Source organism: Microbacterium sp. CGR2 (genome assembly GCF_003626735.1).
GTDB lineage: Bacteria > Actinomycetota > Actinomycetes > Actinomycetales > Microbacteriaceae > Microbacterium.
Window position 1 is genome coordinate 1,904,290 of record NZ_RBHX01000001.1, and the last position, 19,157, is coordinate 1,923,446.

The 19,157-nt window shown below is 66.5% G+C and carries 17 protein-coding genes; 12 read left to right on the forward strand and 5 right to left on the reverse strand.

Annotated elements, in window-relative coordinates:
• Nucleotides 1-74: 74 nt before the first annotated feature.
• Genes D7252_RS20055 through D7252_RS09740 form a run of 3 tightly spaced genes read right to left on the reverse strand, consistent with a single transcriptional unit; the run spans nt 75 to nt 3,036 of the window.
• On the reverse strand, nt 75-806 hold the full coding sequence (locus D7252_RS20055; RefSeq protein ID WP_183055252.1) for an alpha/beta fold hydrolase: 732 nt from the start codon (nt 804-806) through the stop codon (nt 75-77).
• Nucleotides 803-2,254 (reverse strand): hypothetical protein, encoded by a 1,452-nt coding sequence (locus D7252_RS20060; RefSeq protein ID WP_183055253.1) that lies wholly within the window; start codon nt 2,252-2,254, stop codon nt 803-805. Before D7252_RS20060 ends, D7252_RS20055 begins: the two co-directional genes overlap by 4 nt.
• Nucleotides 2,251-3,036 carry a glycosyltransferase family 2 protein gene (locus D7252_RS09740; protein ID WP_183055254.1) on the reverse strand — a complete coding sequence of 262 codons (786 nt, stop codon included), beginning with the start codon at nt 3,034-3,036 and terminating at the stop codon, nt 2,251-2,253. Before D7252_RS09740 ends, D7252_RS20060 begins: the two co-directional genes overlap by 4 nt.
• 55 nt (nt 3,037-3,091) lie before the next feature.
• Between D7252_RS09740 and D7252_RS09745 the strand changes: the two genes are divergently transcribed.
• Entirely contained in the window at nt 3,092-3,529 is a 438-nt protein-coding gene (locus D7252_RS09745; protein WP_120775209.1) for a GtrA family protein, read from the forward strand.
• A 42-nt stretch (nt 3,530-3,571) separates the two neighbouring features.
• On the opposite strand, the gene D7252_RS09750 is transcribed toward D7252_RS09745, so the two are convergent.
• Both D7252_RS09750 and D7252_RS09755 read right to left on the reverse strand, forming a co-directional pair.
• Nucleotides 3,572-5,029, reverse strand: coding sequence for a polysaccharide biosynthesis tyrosine autokinase (locus tag D7252_RS09750; RefSeq protein WP_120775210.1), 1,458 nt, complete (start codon nt 5,027-5,029; stop codon nt 3,572-3,574).
• A 112-nt stretch (nt 5,030-5,141) separates the two neighbouring features.
• The gene (locus D7252_RS09755) at nt 5,142-6,500 is read right to left on the reverse strand and encodes a polysaccharide biosynthesis tyrosine autokinase (protein ID WP_183055255.1); all 1,359 of its coding nucleotides are present in this window, start codon (nt 6,498-6,500) and stop codon (nt 5,142-5,144) included.
• 75 nt (nt 6,501-6,575) lie between these two features.
• Here D7252_RS09755 and D7252_RS09760 point away from each other — a divergent pair, with 75 nt between their 5' ends.
• The 11 genes from D7252_RS09760 (at nt 6,576) to D7252_RS09810 (ending at nt 19,153) form a co-directional block, all read left to right on the forward strand.
• Nucleotides 6,576-7,760, forward strand: a complete 1,185-nt coding sequence (locus tag D7252_RS09760; protein WP_120775212.1) for a hypothetical protein — start codon at nt 6,576-6,578, stop codon at nt 7,758-7,760.
• 73 nt (nt 7,761-7,833) lie between these two features.
• The gene (locus D7252_RS09765) at nt 7,834-9,708 is read left to right on the forward strand and encodes a nucleoside-diphosphate sugar epimerase/dehydratase (protein WP_259461080.1); all 1,875 of its coding nucleotides are present in this window, start codon (nt 7,834-7,836) and stop codon (nt 9,706-9,708) included.
• Nucleotides 9,705-10,835: a DegT/DnrJ/EryC1/StrS aminotransferase family protein gene (locus tag D7252_RS09770; RefSeq protein ID WP_259461081.1), complete on the forward strand. Its 1,131-nt coding sequence runs from the start codon at nt 9,705-9,707 to the stop codon at nt 10,833-10,835. Before D7252_RS09765 ends, D7252_RS09770 begins: the two co-directional genes overlap by 4 nt.
• A complete protein-coding gene (locus tag D7252_RS09775) occupies nt 10,832-11,452 on the forward strand; it encodes a sugar transferase (protein ID WP_120775213.1) in 621 nt (206 codons plus the stop codon). The genes D7252_RS09770 and D7252_RS09775 overlap by 4 nt, the downstream gene beginning before the upstream one ends.
• Nucleotides 11,445-12,110, forward strand: a complete 666-nt coding sequence (locus D7252_RS09780; RefSeq protein ID WP_120775214.1) for a NeuD/PglB/VioB family sugar acetyltransferase — start codon at nt 11,445-11,447, stop codon at nt 12,108-12,110. The genes D7252_RS09775 and D7252_RS09780 overlap by 8 nt, the downstream gene beginning before the upstream one ends.
• Nucleotides 12,107-13,330 carry a glycosyltransferase family 4 protein gene (locus tag D7252_RS09785; protein ID WP_120775215.1) on the forward strand — a complete coding sequence of 408 codons (1,224 nt, stop codon included), beginning with the start codon at nt 12,107-12,109 and terminating at the stop codon, nt 13,328-13,330. Before D7252_RS09780 ends, D7252_RS09785 begins: the two co-directional genes overlap by 4 nt.
• Complete coding sequence (locus tag D7252_RS09790; protein WP_120775216.1) at nt 13,327-14,379, forward strand: polysaccharide biosynthesis protein; 1,053 nt, start codon at nt 13,327-13,329, stop codon at nt 14,377-14,379. The genes D7252_RS09785 and D7252_RS09790 overlap by 4 nt, the downstream gene beginning before the upstream one ends.
• Nucleotides 14,376-15,470 (forward strand): NAD-dependent epimerase/dehydratase family protein, encoded by a 1,095-nt coding sequence (locus tag D7252_RS09795; RefSeq protein ID WP_120775217.1) that lies wholly within the window; start codon nt 14,376-14,378, stop codon nt 15,468-15,470. The genes D7252_RS09790 and D7252_RS09795 overlap by 4 nt, the downstream gene beginning before the upstream one ends.
• Nucleotide 15,471: 1 nt before the next feature.
• Nucleotides 15,472-16,599: a non-hydrolyzing UDP-N-acetylglucosamine 2-epimerase gene (gene wecB, locus D7252_RS09800; protein ID WP_120775218.1), complete on the forward strand. Its 1,128-nt coding sequence runs from the start codon at nt 15,472-15,474 to the stop codon at nt 16,597-16,599.
• A gap of 286 nt (nt 16,600-16,885) precedes the next feature.
• Nucleotides 16,886-17,833: a glycosyltransferase gene (locus tag D7252_RS09805; RefSeq protein WP_183055256.1), complete on the forward strand. Its 948-nt coding sequence runs from the start codon at nt 16,886-16,888 to the stop codon at nt 17,831-17,833.
• Nucleotides 17,834-17,911: 78 nt separating this feature from the next.
• Entirely contained in the window at nt 17,912-19,153 is a 1,242-nt protein-coding gene (locus tag D7252_RS09810) for a lipopolysaccharide biosynthesis protein (RefSeq protein ID WP_147406725.1), read from the forward strand.
• Nucleotides 19,154-19,157: the final 4 nt, after the last annotated feature.

Here is a 19,157-nt window from a genome sequence, read left to right on the forward strand (position 1 = left end):
CGCAAGCAATCATCGAACGCCTCAGTCCATCGGACTGGGGCGTTCGTCATTCCCGGCCAGCGCTGGCGCGTGCCTCAGACGAGGTCGGAGATGGTGTCGTACGTGGCTGCGGCGTCGTGCAGCCAGAAGGCATGACCGACGGAAGGCAGGCGCCGGACGCCCCACCCTGCCGCGGCGAGGCGCTCCGGCAGCGGGTCAGGCACGACGGCTTGCCCCTCCGAGGAGAGCACGATCGTCGACGGCACTGCGGGTGCGGCGACGGTCGTCGGATCGAAGGTCAGTTCGCGGAACACCGGTACCGCCATCCGGGAGTCCCACTGCTTCTTCGCCCGGGCCTCTCGCTCGCGGTTCGCGGCACTGTATCGTGCGGTGCCGTTCGCGCCGCGGGATCGGGTCGCGAGCATGGTCAGGGGGAGCGTCACTTGCGGCAGGCCCCAGAACAGGCGTCCGCGCCAGCCCGCAGACGGCAGGCCGAGCTGGAAACCGGGGTCGAGATACACGGCGCTCGTCACCGCAAGTTTCGCGGCCGCGCGAACGAGCACACCGCCGCCGAGGGAGTGGCCGACGGCGGCGAACGGGCCTGCGGGAAGCGACTCGGCGAGATCGTCGACGAAGTCCGCCATGCGATAGCTCGGCGTGTGCCTCGACCGGCCGTGTCCGCGCAGGTCGGGCATCACCACCGTCCGCGTGCCGTCGGCGACGAGGCGTTCGGCGAGGTCCGACCACAGGTCGGCATTCGCCCCCAGGCCGTGGATCAGGACGACGGTGCGGGGGCCGTCGCCGAGGGACGTGACGTGGAGCTTCATGGTGCCTTGCAGATCCGGTGCCGGTCGCCCTCGACGAGAACCTCTGTCGTGCACTCGGCGCTTGTCAGGCGGGGGACTCCGGCCATCGCCGGGGCGTCGAACAGGCCGAGGTGCGCCCCGGTGAGCACGATCGGAGCGACCGCCCACCCCCACGGATCGGCGGCCAGCCACTCGACGTCGTTCTCGGTGACCCACTCGGCCAGTGGCTCGACTTCCGCTCGCTGCATCGGCAGGGTGAGGCTGCGGGGCTCGAAGGTCGAGGCGACGTGCAGGGTGGCACCTGCGGCCACAATCGCCGCGAGGACGGATGCCGCGACCACGCCGGCGGTGCGTGCGACTGTGTGCCGCGGCATCCGCACGACAGCCCAGATCGCCACGGCGGCGATGATCGGGAAGAACGCGTAGATGCCGGGGGCAGGATGCCGCACCCACAGCGGTAGTCGTGAAGCTGTCGCCCACCATCCCAGGAAGGCGATCGCGCCGACGAAGGCGGCGAGAGCGTAGGCGATCACGAGGCGATCGGCTTCCGCCGCCGAGCGCCATCTCCGGACGATTCCGAACAGGGCCAGTCCAACCGCCAGGATCGCGCCGACGACGGCGACCACCGCCGGGAGCGACCAGGATTCCGCGAGGGTGCCGAGCTTCTGCGCGACGGTGCTCGCGGCATCGCCCTGGCCGCCGCTGCGCACGAACCGCCACAGCTCCCGCACGTGATCGACGAATCCGGTGAAGCCCAGCGAGAGAAGGGCCGACAGCTCGAACAGCAGCGTCGGTACGGCGACGCACAGCAGCGGCAGCCACGCTCGGCGGAGCAGGTCGCGCAACCGCGCCCAGCCCGTGCCGTCGGACAGCACCCACAGGGCGACGGCGAACGCGGGGAGGGCGAGCAGTGCGATCAGCTTCGCCTGGATCGCGAGCCCGACGAGAAGACCGGCGAGCCAGGCCCGCCGCGGCAGGACGATCAGCGCCCATACGATGAGCGCCGCGGCCGGGATCTCGCCCAGCACATCAGCCGGGCCTTGGATCGGCGAGATCCCCGCTGATGCCGTGAAGGCGAGAGGGACGGCGACCGCGAGAAGTGCTGCCCAGCGTCCGCCGATGCGGCGCCCGATGACGAAGAGCCCTGCGAGCAGCAGGATCCAGTAGGCGAGTGGAATCAGGCGTCCTGCCATCACCGGATCCATGCCGGTGGCCAGAAGGAGTGCCACCGGGAGGAGCACAGCGGGGCCGGTCGAGATGCGCGGGTCGAAAGGGGTGATGGTCGACCCGGACAGGGCACCGTCGCTCGCGTAGCCGAGGCCGGCGAGCAGGTTGCGGGGAACAGTGAGGTTGAACGCCTCGTCCTCCCAGAAACGCCAGACGAAGAGACTGTGCCAGGCGACGATCACATGTCCGATGAGCAGGGCGGCCGCGGCCACCCAGAACAGGATCGTGCGGGTGCGGGTCATCGCGAGACGGGTTCGGGCCGACGGATGCTGCGCAGCGGTGCGGACGGGCGAAGCGACAGCATCCACGCCTCGGTGAGCGCCGCGCGAACGAACTGTCGCAGGCGCTTCGGCGGAAGGCTGACGCTGTTGCCGCGTCCCCACATGGTGCCGACGGTCGACTCACCGCGGCGCGGGATGCTCTCCACCCGCAGATAGCGCACGGTGAAGCCCGCGCGGGCCTCGGCCAGCGAGAAGTGCACGTGCGGCACTGTGGCGTCACCGGGGATCGCCTCGACGAGCACACGCAGCGCCTCGGGGCGGTAGGCGCGAAGGGGAGTGTTCACGTCGGGGATGCGGCGACCTGCCGCAAGGGCGATCAGCAGGCCGACAGCGGCGGTGAGGGTCTGGCGGTACCAGGGATCGGTGCGTCCGTCGCGCACGCCGTGCACCACGTCGGCATCCTCCTGGGCGAGAGCGGCGAGCAGCCGCGGGAAGTCACGTCCGCGGAACTGCCCGTCGCCGTCCACGTGCACGAGAACCGTCGGGTTCGCGGCGAGTCCGGCACGGTAGGCGGCGAGGGCGGTCGGGCCGTGCCCGCGGTTGAGGGCTTGCACGTCGATGGTCACGTCTGCGACGTCGTCGAACAGGCCCGCCGTGGCATCCGTCGAACGATCGTCGGCGATGTGGAAGGTGACACGATCGGCCAGGGGCGAGACGCATTCCCTGATCTCGTCGATGAAGCCACGGATGCCCTCGACTTCGTTGTACGCGGGCATGACGACGGCGAGATGGGGGAGAGTCACAGGGGTCCTAGGGGTGTCCGGGCGCAAGGCATTCTGCCAGTAGCCTAGTTGAGCCATGAATCCTCCCTCGCGATTGCGCCGTCTCGCCGGCGTGGGCAGCCGCTTCCTCGTCGTCGGCGCCGTCAGCACTCTCATCGAGATCGGCGTCTTCAACCTTCTCGTGTTCGTGTGGGGGTGGGATGTGGTGGCGGCGAAGGTCGTCGCGTCACTGGTCGCCCTGGTGAACGCCTACATCGGGAACCGGGAGTGGACGTTCCGCCACCGTGACCGTCGTGGCCGCACCGCCGAGGTCGCCCTGTTCCTCGCCACGAATGCGGTCTGCACGGTGATCGGCGCGGTTCTCGTCTGGGTGGGGGTCGAAGCGGTGGCATCCGTCCTCGAGCGGGAACCCGGCGCCCTGGCGGTCAACGTCGTCAACCTCGCGAGCATCGTCATCGTGGTGCTGCTGCGCTTCGTGCTGTACCACTCGATCGTCTTCCGCACGAAGTCCTGACGTTCTCGCAGGCCCGAACGTCGTCGCAGGCCTGGGGAGACGCTACGAGACGGTGACCTTGCGGCGCTTGGGGGCCGAGGACTTCTTCTTGGCCTTCTTCTTCTTCTTGGTCGAGGATTCCGCGTCGCCGATGTCGTGCGTCGAGCCGTACGTGTAGGCGCCGTAGCCGTAGCTGTCCGGTCCCTTGGTCGGCAGCATGGTCACCACGACACCCAACAGGTTGACACCCGCGGTCTCGAGGGTGCGAAGGGCGCCCGCGAGTTCCTGCTTCTTCGTCTTGCCGGATGCTGCGGCCACGATCACGCCGCGGGTCTTGGCCCCGATCACGGCGGCGTCGGTGACGAGCAGCAGGGGCGGGGCGTCGATGAGCACGTAGTCGAAGTACTCGCCGAGCGGCTTGAGCACCTGATCCATCGCGGCGGAGCCCAGCATCTCGCTCGGGTTCGGCGGAACCTGACCGCTGGGCAGGACGTAGAGGTCGTTCGCGCCCCACTTCTGCAGCGCGTCGGCGACATCGACGCGGCCGATGAGGACGTCGGTCAGGCCGACGCCGCCTTCGATGCCCATGTAGTCCGCGACGCGCGGGAGGCGCAGGTCGCCGTCGACGAGCAGCACGCGGGCGCCCGTCTCGGCCAGTGCGATCGCGAGGTTCGCGGTCGTGGTGGACTTGCCCTCGCCGGGACCGGCGCTGGAGACGACGAAGATCCGAGGGCCCGAATCGACGTTCAGGAACTGCAGGTTCGTGCGAAGGCTGCGGAAGGACTCGGCGCGCGGGCTGCGCGGGTCGGCGTGCACGATCAGCGGACGCTTAGTGGCCTCCGGGTCGAAGGCGATGCCACCGAGCACGGGGCGGTCGGTGAGCGCTTCGATGTCGTGGAGGGTGTGGATGCGGTTGTCGAGGACGGTGCGCAGGACAGCGATGCCCAGCCCGAGAGCCAGCCCGAGGATGCCGCCGAGGATTGTCAGCATCCGCGTGTTGGGGCTTGTGGCAACGCTGGGCGCCACGGCGGGCTCGGTGACGTTGATCTGCACCGGGCTCACTGCACCTTCGGCGGCCGGCTGCTCGAGGGTGTTCTGTACGGCGTCCTGGAAGCTCGCCGCGACCGCGTTCGCGATCGCTGCCGCCTGCTCGGGGTCGGCGTCGGTCACGGTGACGTCGATCAGCACGGTGTCCAGGGGGGATGTCGCCGAGACACGGCTGCTGAGTCCCGCCACGCTGGTGTCCAGATCGAGCTCTTCGATCACGGGCTCGAGAACGAGGGCCGTGCTGACGACGTCGACGTAGCTCGCGACCATCTGCCGCGCGAAGGTCGTCCCCTGGACGAGGTCGCCGGTGGCCGCCCCTTCGGTGCGCACCGAGACGTACATCTGCGTGGATGCCACGTATTTCGGCTCTTGCATGGCTGCGTATCCCGCGCCCCCGGCGAGACCGAGGATGAGGAGGATGAGAATCAGAATCCAGTTGCGGTGCAGGATGCGCACATAGTCGCGAAGTTCCACGCGGCAGGTTCTCTCTGTTGAGGTGCGGTATCCGTCTACTCAGACGCTCCGCATGATGATTGTCCACATTGTTTCACAGGGCGCGGCGCGCCCCAGGTTCTGCAAGTTCGATTCAGGTGTCGGTCGCTCCCGTGTATGTACCGTAGCGAGACCTCTCAGCGCCCCGCATCGGAACCTTCGTCACGACTGTACCGAGTACGCGGGCGTCGACCGCTTCGATGCTCTTGGCCGCGTCGGCGAGACGGTTGGCCTGGGTCGAACCGGAGGCCGCGACCAGAATCGCTCCGATGGTGCGGCGGGCGATGACCGCGGCATCTGTCACCAGCAGCAGCGGCGGTGCGTCGATGATGACGACGTCGAAGGCGGCGGTGAGGGCGTCGACCAGCTCTTCCATGGCGCGTGAGCCGAGGAGTTCGGCGGGGTTCGGCGGAACGGTTCCGGCAGGCAGGAGGAACAGGGCGGTGCGGCCCCAGCGCTGGAGGACGTCGTTCAACTCGACGTGACCGACGAGCACGTCGCTGAGCCCGACGCCACCCTCGATGTCGAAGTATTCGGCGACCCGGGGGAGGCGGAGGTCGCCGTCGATGAGCGCGACGCGGTGACCGGCGTCGGCGAAGGCGAGAGCGAGGTTGGCGGCGGTGGTCGACTTGCCTTCGCCGGGGCCGGAACTGGTGATGACGAAGACGCCTTGATTCCCCTCGAAAAGGAATCGCACGTTGGTGCGCAGCGCCCGGAAAGCCTCGGCCCGCGCTCCGTGCGGAGCGGCGCTGACTGCCAGGGGCCGCTCGGCGGTGTCGGCGTCGAGCGGGATCTGACCGAGCACGGGGACGGCGACGGCTGCCTCCACGTCGGATGCCGTGCGCACGCGCTGATCCAGCGTCGCGCGCAACAGAGCTATGGCGATTCCCACGGCCAGGCCGATGAGACCGCCGAGCACGAGCGACAGCTGGAGGTTCGGCGCGACCGGTGTGGTGGGCACCTGTGCGGCCTGGAGCGTGACGATGTGCACGGAATACGACGTGGACTGTTCGCGCTTCTCCAGCGTCTCGCTGACGACAGTCGAGAAGCTCTCGGTGATGCCATTGGCGACCCGAGCGGCCTGACCGGGATTGCTGTCGCTGACGCTGATCCCGATGATGGCGCTGTTGAGTGTGGCGGTAGCGGTGGTGCGGCTCGCGACCTCGTCGACGGACAGCTCGAGGCCGAGGTCATCGATGACCGGCTGCAGCACCAGCGTGCTCGTGAGAACCGAGCGATAGGTCTCGGCGACCTGGTTGGCGTAGCTGGTGGCGAGTGCACGCTCGGTCGGGGTCGCGGTGTCGGCGACTCGTACTGTCACGATGACTTCGGCGTTCGCCTGGTATCGGGGCGGGGTGAGCATCGCGACGATGGCGCCCGTCGAGAGTCCGATGAGCAGGCCCGCGATGATCAGGACGATCTGCCGCTTCAGGACGCGCAGGTAGTCATGCAAGTCCATAACTCTCCAGGTGGTGGGGGCAGATCGGCGGTATCGTCTCCTGAGACTACCCATACCGACGAAGGCAGCATGACAGCTCTCAGCGATCTTTTCCCGAACGGTCCGCGTGCGGACGTGTCCGGTGTGCCGCCGCTCGACGACCACCATACGGTTCAGAGGCTCCGGGAGATGATCGGTGAACCGCGCGAGAACCGGGCCCAGGCGCGGCCGATCGCGAACACGAACGAACTGATCCGGATGGCTGACGTCGCCGTGAAGACCGCCGTGCCCGTCAGCGCGGATGCTGTCACATCCGATCGCCCGCCCAAACGGACGAGGCGCCGGGTGGATGCACTGGCGTTATCGGCGGGTGCGCTCGCCGTCGCCGCTGTGGTCGCGGCGGGAACGATCGGTGCGGTTCAGATGGCGACGGCCAGCCCGGCGGCGAGCTCTCTCGAATCCCTGCAGGCCGACGAGGCCGCTATTCAGAATGCCTACCAGTCGTTGAAGACGACCAGCGACCGTATCGCGGCAGACATCCAGAAGCAGGCGGCGGACGCGACGGCGCTGCGTGGCGCCCTCGTGGCGACGAGCACCACGCCGGACCCGGGGTCCGAGGAAGCTGAGCCGCTGCCGGTCACCGATCCCGCGGCGCTGTCCACCGCGCTCGAAGCAATTGACAGCTACACGACAGGCCTTGCTGCTGTCTCGCTCCCCGAGCTCCCCGCGGAGTACGCCCGGCCCGACATCGACACGGAATCGCTCGTCGAGGTAGGCAGCGCGATCGATGCGGCGCAGGAACAGCTCGTCGTTCTGGATGCCGCGACCGCGGAACTGCGAACTGTCGAATCTCAGGTGGGATCGCTGGGTGCGCCGGCCGAAGCAGCAGTGGAGACCTATACGGCGACCTTCCCTGGCGCCGCGCAGGCGGCGAACGACCGTTACCCAGACGCGGATGAGGCACTGCGCACCGCGCTGACGGATGCAGCGACCCGCGTCGCCGAGGCAGACCTCTGGGAGCCGGCGAACGTCGCGGCGCTCACCGTGTACCGGGACGCCTTCGGCGCCGTTGCGGCGGACCAGCTCCGGGTCGAGATCGAGCGGGAGGTCGAGCGTCAGCGTGAGATCGAAGAGGAGCGCCGACAGCAGCAACAGCAGGACAATCAACAGCCGGATCCGGAGCAGACCCCGCCGGAGGATGGTTCGACCGAGCCGCCGGCCGACGGAACAGATCCAGGAACAGGGACGCCGCCTGACGGCGAAACCGCTCCTTAGATCACGGACCTGCACGCCACCTGTGAGAACATGAGTCTCAGGGGGAGTGCGTACCGGAGGGGGCTTTCCAGCTGTGAGCGGCAAAAAGGAGTTCGTCGATACGTCGACGGGCGATATTCCGGTGTACACGGAAGTGTCCGTCACCCAGAAGCGACGGCGCAGGCTCGCTGCTCTCGTCGACGGACTCGCCTGGAGCTTCGGGGTGGTCCTCGCGATCGCCCTCCGCTTCGAGTTCGTGATGGAGCCCCGCAACTGGATCGCGACGAGCATCCTCGCGGTCATCGCCGGTGCCATTCAGATAGTCATCGGCTTTGCGACGGGCCTCTATCGAGGTCGGTTCACGTACGGGGCGTTCGACGAGGTGCGCTCGGTCGCCCTCATCGTGGTGGTGGAGGCGTTCGCCCTTTCGCTTCTGGTCATTCCGCTCGGGCCATTCATCGGCGTTCCACGCGGAACGCTGCTGCTGGCCTTCCCGTTCGTGCTGCTGCTCATGTTCGGAGTGCGCTATCTGGCACGGCTTGTCATCGAGCGCGCACGCAAACCCGGTGAGGATGCTGAGCCCGCGCTCATCATCGGAGCAGGCTTCATCGCCGACAAGCTGCTCGCGAACATGACCACGGACCCGACGTCGCCGATCCGCGCCGTCGGCTTGATCGACGACGACCCCGCCAAACGCAATCTCCGACTGCGGGGTGTGCCGGTCGTGGGTAACACCCGGGAGCTGGCCGCTGCGGCCCAGCGCACGGGCGCGAAACTCGCGGTCATCGCCATCGGCAGCGCCGACAGTCTGCTGCTCCGCAAGCTCAGCGACCGCGCCGAGCGAGCCGGGCTCCGCGTCGCCGTGACGCCGACCCTGAACACGTTGAAGTCGGGCGAAGAATCGTTCACCGATGTGCGCGACATCAGCATCGAAGACCTGATCGGTCGGCATCCGGTCGACACCAACGTCGAACTGATTGCCGGATACATCACCGGGCGGCGCGTTCTCGTGACCGGCGCGGGTGGCTCGATCGGGTCGGAACTGTGTCGTCAGCTCTCCAAGTACGGCCCGCGCGAACTGATCATGCTCGATCGCGACGAGACCGGCCTGCAGGACGCGCAGTTGGGCACCTCGGGCCACGGGTTGCTCGACACCAATGACGTCGTCCTCGCCGACATCCGCGACGTCGAGCTGCTGGACCGCATCTTCGACGAGCGCCGGCCAGAAGTCGTCTTCCATGCGGCCGCGCTGAAGCACCTTCCGATGCTCGAGCAGTACCCGGACGAGGCGTGGAAGACGAACGTCATCGGCACGCTGAACGTCATCACCGCGGCGCGTCGCGTCGGGGTCACCACGTTCGTGAACATCTCCACCGACAAGGCGGCGAACCCCACAAGCGTTCTCGGACACTCCAAGCGTGTCGCCGAGAAGCTCACCGCCTGGGCGGGCTCCGAGACGGGGATGCGCTACCTGTCCGTCCGCTTCGGCAACGTGATCGGCAGCCGCGGCTCGATGCTTCCCACCTTCCAGCGGCTCATCGCCGAAGAGCGCGCGATCACGGTCACGCACCCCGAGGCGACCCGCTACTTCATGACGATTCCCGAGGCGTGCCAGCTGGTCGTCCAGGCCGGTGGCATCGGCCGAGCCGGCGAGGTCCTCATCCTCGACATGGGCGAGCCGGTGTCGATCCTCGAGGTCGCCAAGCGGATGATCTCGATGTCGGGCAAGAACATCGAGATCATCTTCACGGGGCTGCGCCCCGGCGAGAAGCTGCACGAAGAGCTGGTGGGGTCACGCGAGAATCTCGAGCGGCCGTTCCACCCGAAGGTCTCTCATACTCAAGCCGACGTGATCACCCCGGAACGACTCGACAAGACCGGCTGGATGGCCCGCATGTTCGCGAATCCGCGGAACAACGACACTGTCGCGATCGAACCGATCCGCCTGAGAAAGGCCACTGACGCGTGAGCGAACGCATCTACATGTCCTCGCCGGACGTCGGCGAAACCGAGGAACAGGCCGTCGTCGCGGCGATGCGGTCCGGATGGATCGCTCCGCTGGGCCCGGACGTCGACGCGTTCGAACGCGAACTCGCCGAACGAGTGGGAGTCGCGCATGGCGTCGCTCTCAGCTCCGGGACCGCCGCTCTGCACCTCGGGCTCCTCACCCTCGGTGTGCAGCCGGGCGACGTCGTCCTCACCTCGTCGATGACCTTCGCCGCGACAGCGAATGCGATCGTCTACACCGGAGCGGAGCCGTACTTCATCGACGCCGACCCTTCGACGGGCAACATGGATCCCGCTTTGCTCCGCGAGGCGCTCGTCGAGCTCCGAGACGCCGGGGAACGCGTGGCCGCCATCGTTCCGGTCGACCTGCTCGGCAAGGCCGTGGACTACACCGCGATCCTCGCCCTCGCCGATGAGTTCGACGTGCCGGTGCTGTCGGATGCGGCGGAATCCCTTGGCGCCATGCACCGAAGGCGGGCGGCCGGAAGCTTCGGCCGAGCATCCATCGTCTCGTTCAACGGCAACAAGATCATGACCACGTCCGGCGGCGGGATGCTGCTCACGGACGACGGCGACTTCGCGCATCACGTGCGTTATCTCGCCACACAGGCGCGCCAGCCGGTGGTGCACTACGAGCACACCGACATCGGCTACAACTACCGGATGAGCAACCTGCTCGCCGCCCTCGGGCGCGCGCAGCTCAAGCGGCTCGATGCGATGATCGCGCGCCGCCGCGAGATGCGGGAGCTGTACAAGCAGCTGTTCGCCGAGGTCGACGGCGTCGAGGTCTTCGGGGCAGAGGGCGACGAGGCCGACAACGTGTGGCTGACATCGATCCTCGTGGACGCCCAGGTGACGGGCTGGGAGCCCACGGCGCTCGCCGCAGCGCTCGCCGAGGACAACATCGAGAGTCGTCCGCTGTGGAAGCCGATGCACGCGCAGCCCGTGTTCGCAAATGCCCGCAGCAAGACCAGCGGCGCGTCGGAATCGTTGTTCGCACGGGGCCTCACGCTGCCCAGCGGCTCGGCGTTGACGGCGGAGCAGCGCGCGCGCATCGTGGTCGGCATCCGCGGTTTTCTGGCCCGATGAGTGCTCGGGTGCGCCCCTACGACTTCGTCAAGCGTGGGCTCGACATCGTCGCCTCCGCGGTCGCCCTGGTCGTGCTGTCCCCGATCATCGTCGCGACGGCCGTGCTCGTTGCGGTCAAGCTCGGGCGACCGGTCATTTTCGCCCAGGAGCGTCCGGGCAAGGGTGGCCGTATCTTCACGCTCTACAAGTTCCGTTCGATGCGCTCAGTCGACGAGTCGCGCGGGTGGGTGACGGATACTGATCGGCTGACTCCATTCGGTGTGAAGCTGCGCTCGACCAGCCTCGACGAGCTGCCGAGCCTGTGGAACGTGCTGCGCGGCGATATGAGCGTCGTGGGTCCTCGACCGCTCCTGGTGGAGTACCTCGATCACTACACGTCCGAGCAGGCGCGACGTCACGAAGTGCGCCCCGGCGTCACGGGTCTGGCTCAAGTGACCGGACGGAACACGATCTCCTGGGAGGATAAGTTCGCCCAGGACGTCCGGTATGTCGACCGTCGCAGCGTCGGACTCGACCTCCGGATCGTCGTCGCAACCATCGGTGCGGTGGTCAAGCGCGAGGGGATCTCCGCGGAAGGACATGCGACCATGACGAAATTCGGGGAAGCGAATGGCTGAGCGGATCGTCGTGATCGGTGCCGGCGGATTCGGACGCGAGACGCTCGACGTCGTCGAAGCTCTCATCGCTGCAGGGGAGTCGTTGCAGTTGCTCGGCGTCGTCGACTCGGGTCCGCGCCAAGTCGACCTCGGCAGGTTGGGAGAGCGCGGCGTGGTCTACCTCGGAACCGACGACGAGTGGCTGCCTTCCGCTGCCGGAGACGAGCGCTTCGTCGTGGCGATCGGTTCGCCGCGCATTCGCGCCGCCGTCGCCGAACGTCTGACCGCCGCCGGACTCCGCCCGACCACGCTGATCCACCCCCGTGCCGTGGTCGGATCGCAGGCCCGCATCGGCGAGGGTGTCGTCATCACCTCCGGGGTGCAGGTGTCGACCAATGTGACGCTGGGCGATCATGCGCATCTCAATCCAGGCGCGATCATCGGACACGACGCGACACTGGAAGATTTCGTGTCGGTGAATCCGGGGGCAATCGTGTCAGGGAACGTGATCGTCGAGAGCGGTACGCTTCTCGGCGCCGGATCGGTCGTGCTTCAGGGACTCACCGTGGGGGCGGGGGCAACCGTCGGAGCCGCGGCGTGTGTGACGAAGGACGTCGCCGCAGGAACGACTGTGGTGGGCGTGCCGGCGCGCGTGCTGAGTGAGGGAGCTGCGTCATGAAGGTGCTGATCGTGTCGCAGTACTACCCTCCGGAGGCCGTGCCGTTGCCGGCGGACCTCGCGCAGGGGCTTGCGGCCCGCGGGCATCACGTGAAGGTGCTCACCGGCTTCCCCAACTACCCGTCGGGCAAGGTGTTCCCGGGATACCGCCAGGCCTGGCGTTCGATCGAGCGAGACGGTACCGTCGAGATCCACCGGGTCCCGCTGTTCGCCGATCACTCGCAGAGCGCGGTCAAGCGCATGCTGAACTACTTCTCGTTTGCGCTCAGTTCGGCGACAGCCGCCCGGCTGGGGCGTGGAGCTGATGTCATCTACGTGTACGCGACACAGATGACTGCGGGTTTCGGTCCATGGCTCTGGCGGATCACTGGTGGACGCCCGTACGTGCTGCATGTCCAGGACCTGTGGCCTGACTCGATCGTCGGCTCCTCGATGATGTCGGGCGGCACGAAAGAGCGTGTCATCTCGGGCGTACTGGGGCCGTGGCTACGCAGCGCTTATCGTCGGGCGAACGGTGTCATCGGCATCGCGCCCACCATGGTGTCGACGCTGGTTTCTCGCGGCGTTCCCGATGAGCGAGCCCACCTCGTGTACAACTGGGCGGACGCCGGTGAGCCCGTCGAATCGACGTTGCCTGCAGCCGATGAGCCCCGCGCTGAGATCGTCTACGCCGGCAATATCGGAGACATGCAGGACCTCTCCACGGCGGTGCGCGCGGCGCACGCCGCAGCGGATGCCGGCGTCGCACTCACCCTCGTCGGCGATGGTGTCGTGAAAGAAGATCTGCAGCACCTCGTGGCGGAGCTCGGTGCAGAGAACGTCCGGTTCCACGACCCGGTCCCACGCGAGCGGATGCCGGAGATCTATGCACGTGCTGACTACGCCCTCGTCTCCCTCAAAGACATGCCCGTCTTCCGGGGCACCATCCCTTCGAAGTTCCAGGCCGTCCTTTCCGCGGGCGTTCCCGTGATCACCACCGTCCAAGGTGACGTGCGGCATCTGGTCGAAGACGGCGATGTCGGGCTGACGGCCGATGCTGAGGATGCGCGCTCGCTGGAAGCAGCATTCCGAGACGCCGCCGCTCGCGATGGCGATGAGCGCGCAGCGATGGCTCGACGCGGACGCACGATGTACGACAGTCTGTTCTCCCGCGAGTCGGGAATCTCCAGAATCGAAGAGCTGCTGACCGCAGCCACGAAGGAAACGGGTACACGACGATGAGCGAATCATACGACGGAGCGCGCGTGTTGGTCACCGGCGGGACGGGATCGTTCGGCCACACGGTCGCGAAGAAGCTCCTGGAGCGCGATGTCTCCGAGATCCGCATCTTCAGCCGCGACGAGGCGAAGCAAGATCTGATGCGTCATGAGATCCCGGATTCCCGCTTGCGCTTCTACGTCGGCGACGTACGCGACTACGACAGCGTTGACCGGGCTACGCGTGACGTGGACTTCGTGTTCCATGCTGCCGCGCTCAAGCAGGTTCCGTCCTGCGAGTTCTTCCCGATGGAGGCCGTGCGGACGAACGTGAACGGCAGCGAGAACGTCGTGCGCGCCGCCGACCGCAATGGGGTCTCATCTGTCGTGGCGTTGAGCACAGACAAGGCGGTGTACCCCGTGAACGCGATGGGGATGTCAAAGGCTCTGATGGAGAAGGTCGCGCAGTCGCACGGTCTCAACAACCCGAACACCGCGACGACCGTGTCATGCGTCCGGTACGGCAACGTCATGTACTCGCGCGGTTCGGTCATCCCGCTGTTCATCCGCCAGATCAAGGCAGGAAAGAACATCACGGTGACGAATCCGGACATGACACGCTTCATGATGTCTCTCGCGCACTCGGTCGATCTCGTCGAGTTCGCCTTCCGCAACGCGCAGCAGGGTGACCTGTTCGTCCGCAAGGCGAAGGCGACGTCGATCGGCACGCTCGCGCAGGCGACGCTGAACCTCTTCCGCTCGGACTCGAAGCTCGAGGTCATCGGCACCCGCCACGCTGAGAAGTTGTCTGAGGCGCTCGCCACTCGGGAAGAGCTGTCGCGCGCCCGCGACATGGGAGAGTACTTCCGGGTCGTCGCCGATAACCGAGACCTCAACTACAGCGTCTATTTCGAAGAGGGGGACGTCACGCAGACCCGCTTCGAAGACTACGACTCCCACACCGTGCAGCAGATGTCGGTGGGAGAGGTCGAAGAGCTGCTGTTGACGCTCCCTGAAGTGCGCGACGAACTGCGTCAGGCCGGAGTCCCTGAGACCACGGTGACGAGCTCGTGACAAAGTTCGCCGTCACCGGAGCCCGCGGTTTTCTGGGCTGGCACCTACGCGCGGCTTCGCTGGAGTCAGGTACTCCCGTCGAAGGCATCCCGCTGGGAACGGAGTTCGATTTCGACCAAGCGAAGGCCGCGGTCGATGGCGCTGCGCGCGCGATCCATATCGCGGGTGTGAACCGCGCTTCGGATGAGGAAGTGACGTCGGGCAACATCGAGTTCGCCGAGCAGCTGGCTTCCGCGCTTCGTGCCGCACCGACGCCGCCACCCGTGGTGGTCTACGCCAACTCCACCCAGGCGACGAACGGATCGGTGTACGGCGAGGCCAAGGCGCGGGCGGCCGAGATACTTGCGGCGGCAGCATCCGACATCGGCGCGGAGTTCATCGACGTGCGACTGCCGAACCTGTTCGGAGAGCACGGGCGTCCTTTCTATAACGCCGTGACCGCGACGTTCAGCCACCTCGTGGCGTCCGGCGACAGCCCCACGGTGGAGAACGACAAAGAACTCACGCTGCTTCACGCACAGCACGCGGTGGACATCTTGAGCGGGACGGTGCAGCTCCCCGCGCTCGACGGGCTGCAGCGGGCGGAGACGGTCACGGGGCTGCTCGGCCGCCTGCGGGGATACGCCGAGCTCTACAGCCGGGGCGAGATCCCGAACGTCGCCGACGAGTTCGACCGTGACCTCTTCAACACTTACCGTTCATACACCTTTCCATCGCAGTCGCCACTCGACCTGACGCGTCATGCGGACGCGCGCGGCTCGTTCTTCGAGATCATCCGCTCGCACGGGGGTCCTGGACAGTCGTCGTTCTCGACGACCGTTCCCGGAGTCACCCGCGGAGATCACTTCCACCGACGCAAGATCGAGCGGTTCACCGTGCTCCAGGGGCGCGCCCGCATCTCGCTGCGCCGCCTGTACTCTGATGAGGTCGTCTCGTTCGAGGTGTCGGGCGACGCGCCCGGCGCCGTCGACATGCCGACGATGTGGGCACACAACATCACCAACATCGGTGACGACGTCTTGTATACGTCATTCTGGACAAACGACATCTTCGACCCCGCGAACCCCGACACGATTGCCGAGGCAGTGTGACATGGCCGACAAACTCAAGGTGATGACCGTCGTCGGGACCAGGCCGGAGATCATCCGCCTTTCCGCGACGATCAAGCTTCTCGACGAGCACACCGATCAGGTACTCGTTCACACCGGGCAGAACTACGACTACGAGCTCAACGAGGTGTTCTTCGAAGACCTCGGTCTGCGTCGGCCCGACCACTTCATGAACGCCGACACGTCATCTCTCGGCGCCGCTCTGGGCTCGATCCTCACGAAGACTGAAGAGGTGCTCCGTGCAGAGAAGCCGGATGCGTTCCTCGTACTCGGCGACACGAACAGCTGCATCTCTGCCGTGATCGCCAAGCGGATGAAGATCCCCGTGTTCCACATGGAGGCCGGCAACCGGTCCTTCGACGAGAATGTGCCGGAGGAGACCAACCGGCGACTCGTCGACCACGTCGCCGACTACAACCTCGTTTACACCGAGCACGCTCGCCGCAACCTGCTCGCGGAGGGCCTGCACCCGTCGAAGATCATCCTCACCGGCTCTCCGATGCGTGAGGTGCTCGAGCAGAACCGTGCACAGATCGAGGCCAGCGATGCTGTCGAGCGCGCCGGCCTGACGGCGGGGGAGTACTTCCTCGTGAGCCTGCACCGTGAAGAGAACGTCGACAACCCTGCGCGGTTGCGGTCGGCGATCGCTTCTCTGCAGGCACTTCGCGCCGAGTACAACCTGCCGATCCTGGTCTCGACGCACCCTCGTACGCGAAAGCGCATCGAGGCGCTGGATGACGCGGAGGCGGTCGAAGGCATCACCTTCCACCCGCCGTTCGGCTTCCACGACTACATCAAGCTGCAACAGGACTCGAAGCTCGTGCTTTCGGACAGCGGGACGATCAGCGAAGAGTCGAGCGTTCTCGGCTTCCCTGCCGTCACCGTGCGCGACTTCATCGAGCGCCCGGAGGCCCTGGACGCGGGCGCGATCATCACCACCGGTCTGACGCCGGAGGGCGTGCTGCGTGCGGTCTCCGCGCGCCTCGGCATCCCCGGTGACCTCGCGTCGCTGCCCGCCGGCTACGAGATCGACAACACGGGATGGCGGGCCACGGCCTTCATCCTGTCGACGTCGCACTCGCATCGCGCTCGACTGGGTCTGCATGACTGAGACCGCTTATCCTCAGTCGGGCGAAGGTGAGCACGCCCCGCGAGTCGTCAGCACCGACGCGTGGCGCGTGTCCGTACCTTCGGGCCTGACTGAGTCGGCACCGCTGCTTATCATTCCGACAGTGCATCCTCGTGGAGATCGTCGCATCGTTCGGTGCGCCCAGGTGGCGCTCGATGCCGGATTTCGAGTGCATTTCCTCTGGCTTGGCGAGGGCACGGCGTCAAAGGACCCGCTGGTCGGTGAGTCGCTCTTCCCTTCCCCGAAGAACGCGCGGGAACGCATCGGGATGGTCGATAGAGTCGCTCAAGCCGCGGCGGCGCTTCAGGGCACTATGTGGCACATCCACGACTTCTACTTCCTCAAGGTGGCGAAGCGCTGGCGGCGCCGCTCCGGCAACCCCGTTCTGTACGACGTGCATGAGTACTACGCCTCTTATTACGCCGAGAAGCTGCCTGCCCCGCGACAGGTGCAGGATTTCATCGCGCGCTTGCTCGAGCGCTACCAGGTGCGTTCGGCCAAGGCGCTCGGCGCCGCCAATGTCGTCACGGAGCGCATGGCCTCACCGTTTCGCCAAGCGGGCGTACCGGTATCAGTGTCACCGAACTACCCGATGCTGTCGCAGTTCGGAGAGCTCCCTTCGGCACGCTTCGAGGACCGTCGGTGGACAGTCCTCCACATCGGGACGCTCAGTCGCGTCTACGGAACGGAACTGCTCGTAGATCTCGCCTCCCGCTCTGCCGATCGTTCTCTGCCGTTCAACTTCTGGATCCTCGGTCGCTATCCCTCACAGGAGCACCAGGCCGACTTCGAGCGGCTCCTCGATGCCGCAGGGCGGCCAGGGAATGTCACGATCCTTCCCACACGGCCCACCCACGAGATGCCTGAGCTCCTGGGTGGTGCCGGCTTCGGACTGTCTCTTCTGATGCCGGACGGTCAGAACGAGGAGGCGGTGCCGAGCAAGAACTATGAACATGCGATGGCCGGTCTGGTAAACGTGGTGACGGAGCGTCAGGCGCAATGGAAGTTCTCCGATGAGAATGCGGTCACCGTGCACGGGGACCGCGGATCCGCGGACTCGGTTCTGGACCAGATGCTGCGTCTCGCGGAAGACGCGCAGCAGACGGACAATGAACTCCGGTCCCGTGCGGCGGCGGCTAAGGAGCGCTTCACATGGGAGCGTGCTGTCGAGCCCGGGCTGCGCGCTCAACTCCTGCGATTGGCAGGGCGTGAGTGATGCAGGAGGTGCTCGAAGGTGAGCTTTTTCGCGCGCGTTAGGGCACTTGCCGGGGGCAAAGAGGTTCGTGGGGGCTCAGTGCTGGTCCTCAGCTCCGTGGTCGCCCAGGCGATCACCCTGGTCGCGACTCCGATCCTGTCGCGCATCTATGAGCCTGCCGCTTTCGGCTATCTGACGCTCGTGGTCTCGGTCACCGGCATGATTATCCCGGCTGTGGCGCTGAGGCTCGAATCCGCTCTCATGCTGCCCAAGGATGCACGGGAGGCTTCAGCGCTCCTCTTCATGGGACTGACGGTTGCAGCTTTGATCAGTCTCCTGTCGGCAGGCGTCCTCGAGCTCTGCTTCGCTGCCGGGCTCCTGCGGCCGATGGCTGCCCTAGCGGGCTTCAGCGCATGGGTTGGCGGCATCACCTTCTTCTCCGGCATCTTCGTGCTCTTCGGGCAGTTCGCCCTGCGGGTGCGAAACTACCCAGCCGTCGCAGCCCGCAACGTCACCCAGGCCGCGACGACAGCACTCGCACAGGTCGGTGCAGCGTTGATCGCGCCGTCTGCGGTAGGACTCGTCGGCGGCTACGGGGCGGGCCGCCTGGCGGGGGTGGTCCCACTCATCGGATCGGTGCGAGGCGAGATTCGTCGGTTCCAGCTTCGCGATGTGCGACGCATGGCCCGCGAGTACCGTGCATTCCCGCTCCTCTTCGCGCCAGCTGCACTCATGAACGCCTCGGCGCTCGCCCTGCCGGTGTTGTTCGCGGGGATCTGGTTCAGTGTGGCCGACGCTGGCCAATGGGGAATGGCGGAACGCATCCTCGCTGTCCCTCTCGTAGTCATTGCCACCGCGGTATCCCAGGTCGTCGAAGCGAGGCTCGCATTTCATGCAAGGTCCGATGCCCTCGGGAGCGCTTCTTATTACCTGAAGGTCTCGCTGCTCCTGCTCGCAGTGAGCGCCTTGGTAGGGGTCGCAGTTCTGCTCCTTGCGCCTCTTGTAGTTCCGTGGTTGCTCGGCGATGGGTGGGAGGACGCAGCCAGAATCATGCAGTTGCTTGTGCCGATGCTGGTCACGAGGCTCATAGCGAGTCCGCTCAGCAAAGCACTCGTCGTGGCGAAGTGGGCGAGAGTAAATCTGGTGCTCGACGCATCACGCTTGCTGCTGATTCTGGTCGTCCTGTTCTTGTGCACGGTGTGGGGTTCGAACATCTTCGAGTTGGTTCTCTTCACTTCACTCGCTTTCGCGCTGATTTACGCCGCCACCTGGTTGACGGGGCTCGCCGCGGCCCGACACCTGGATCGTGGGAACGAGCCTCGCGCGGTGGCGGAGGTCTAGCAGC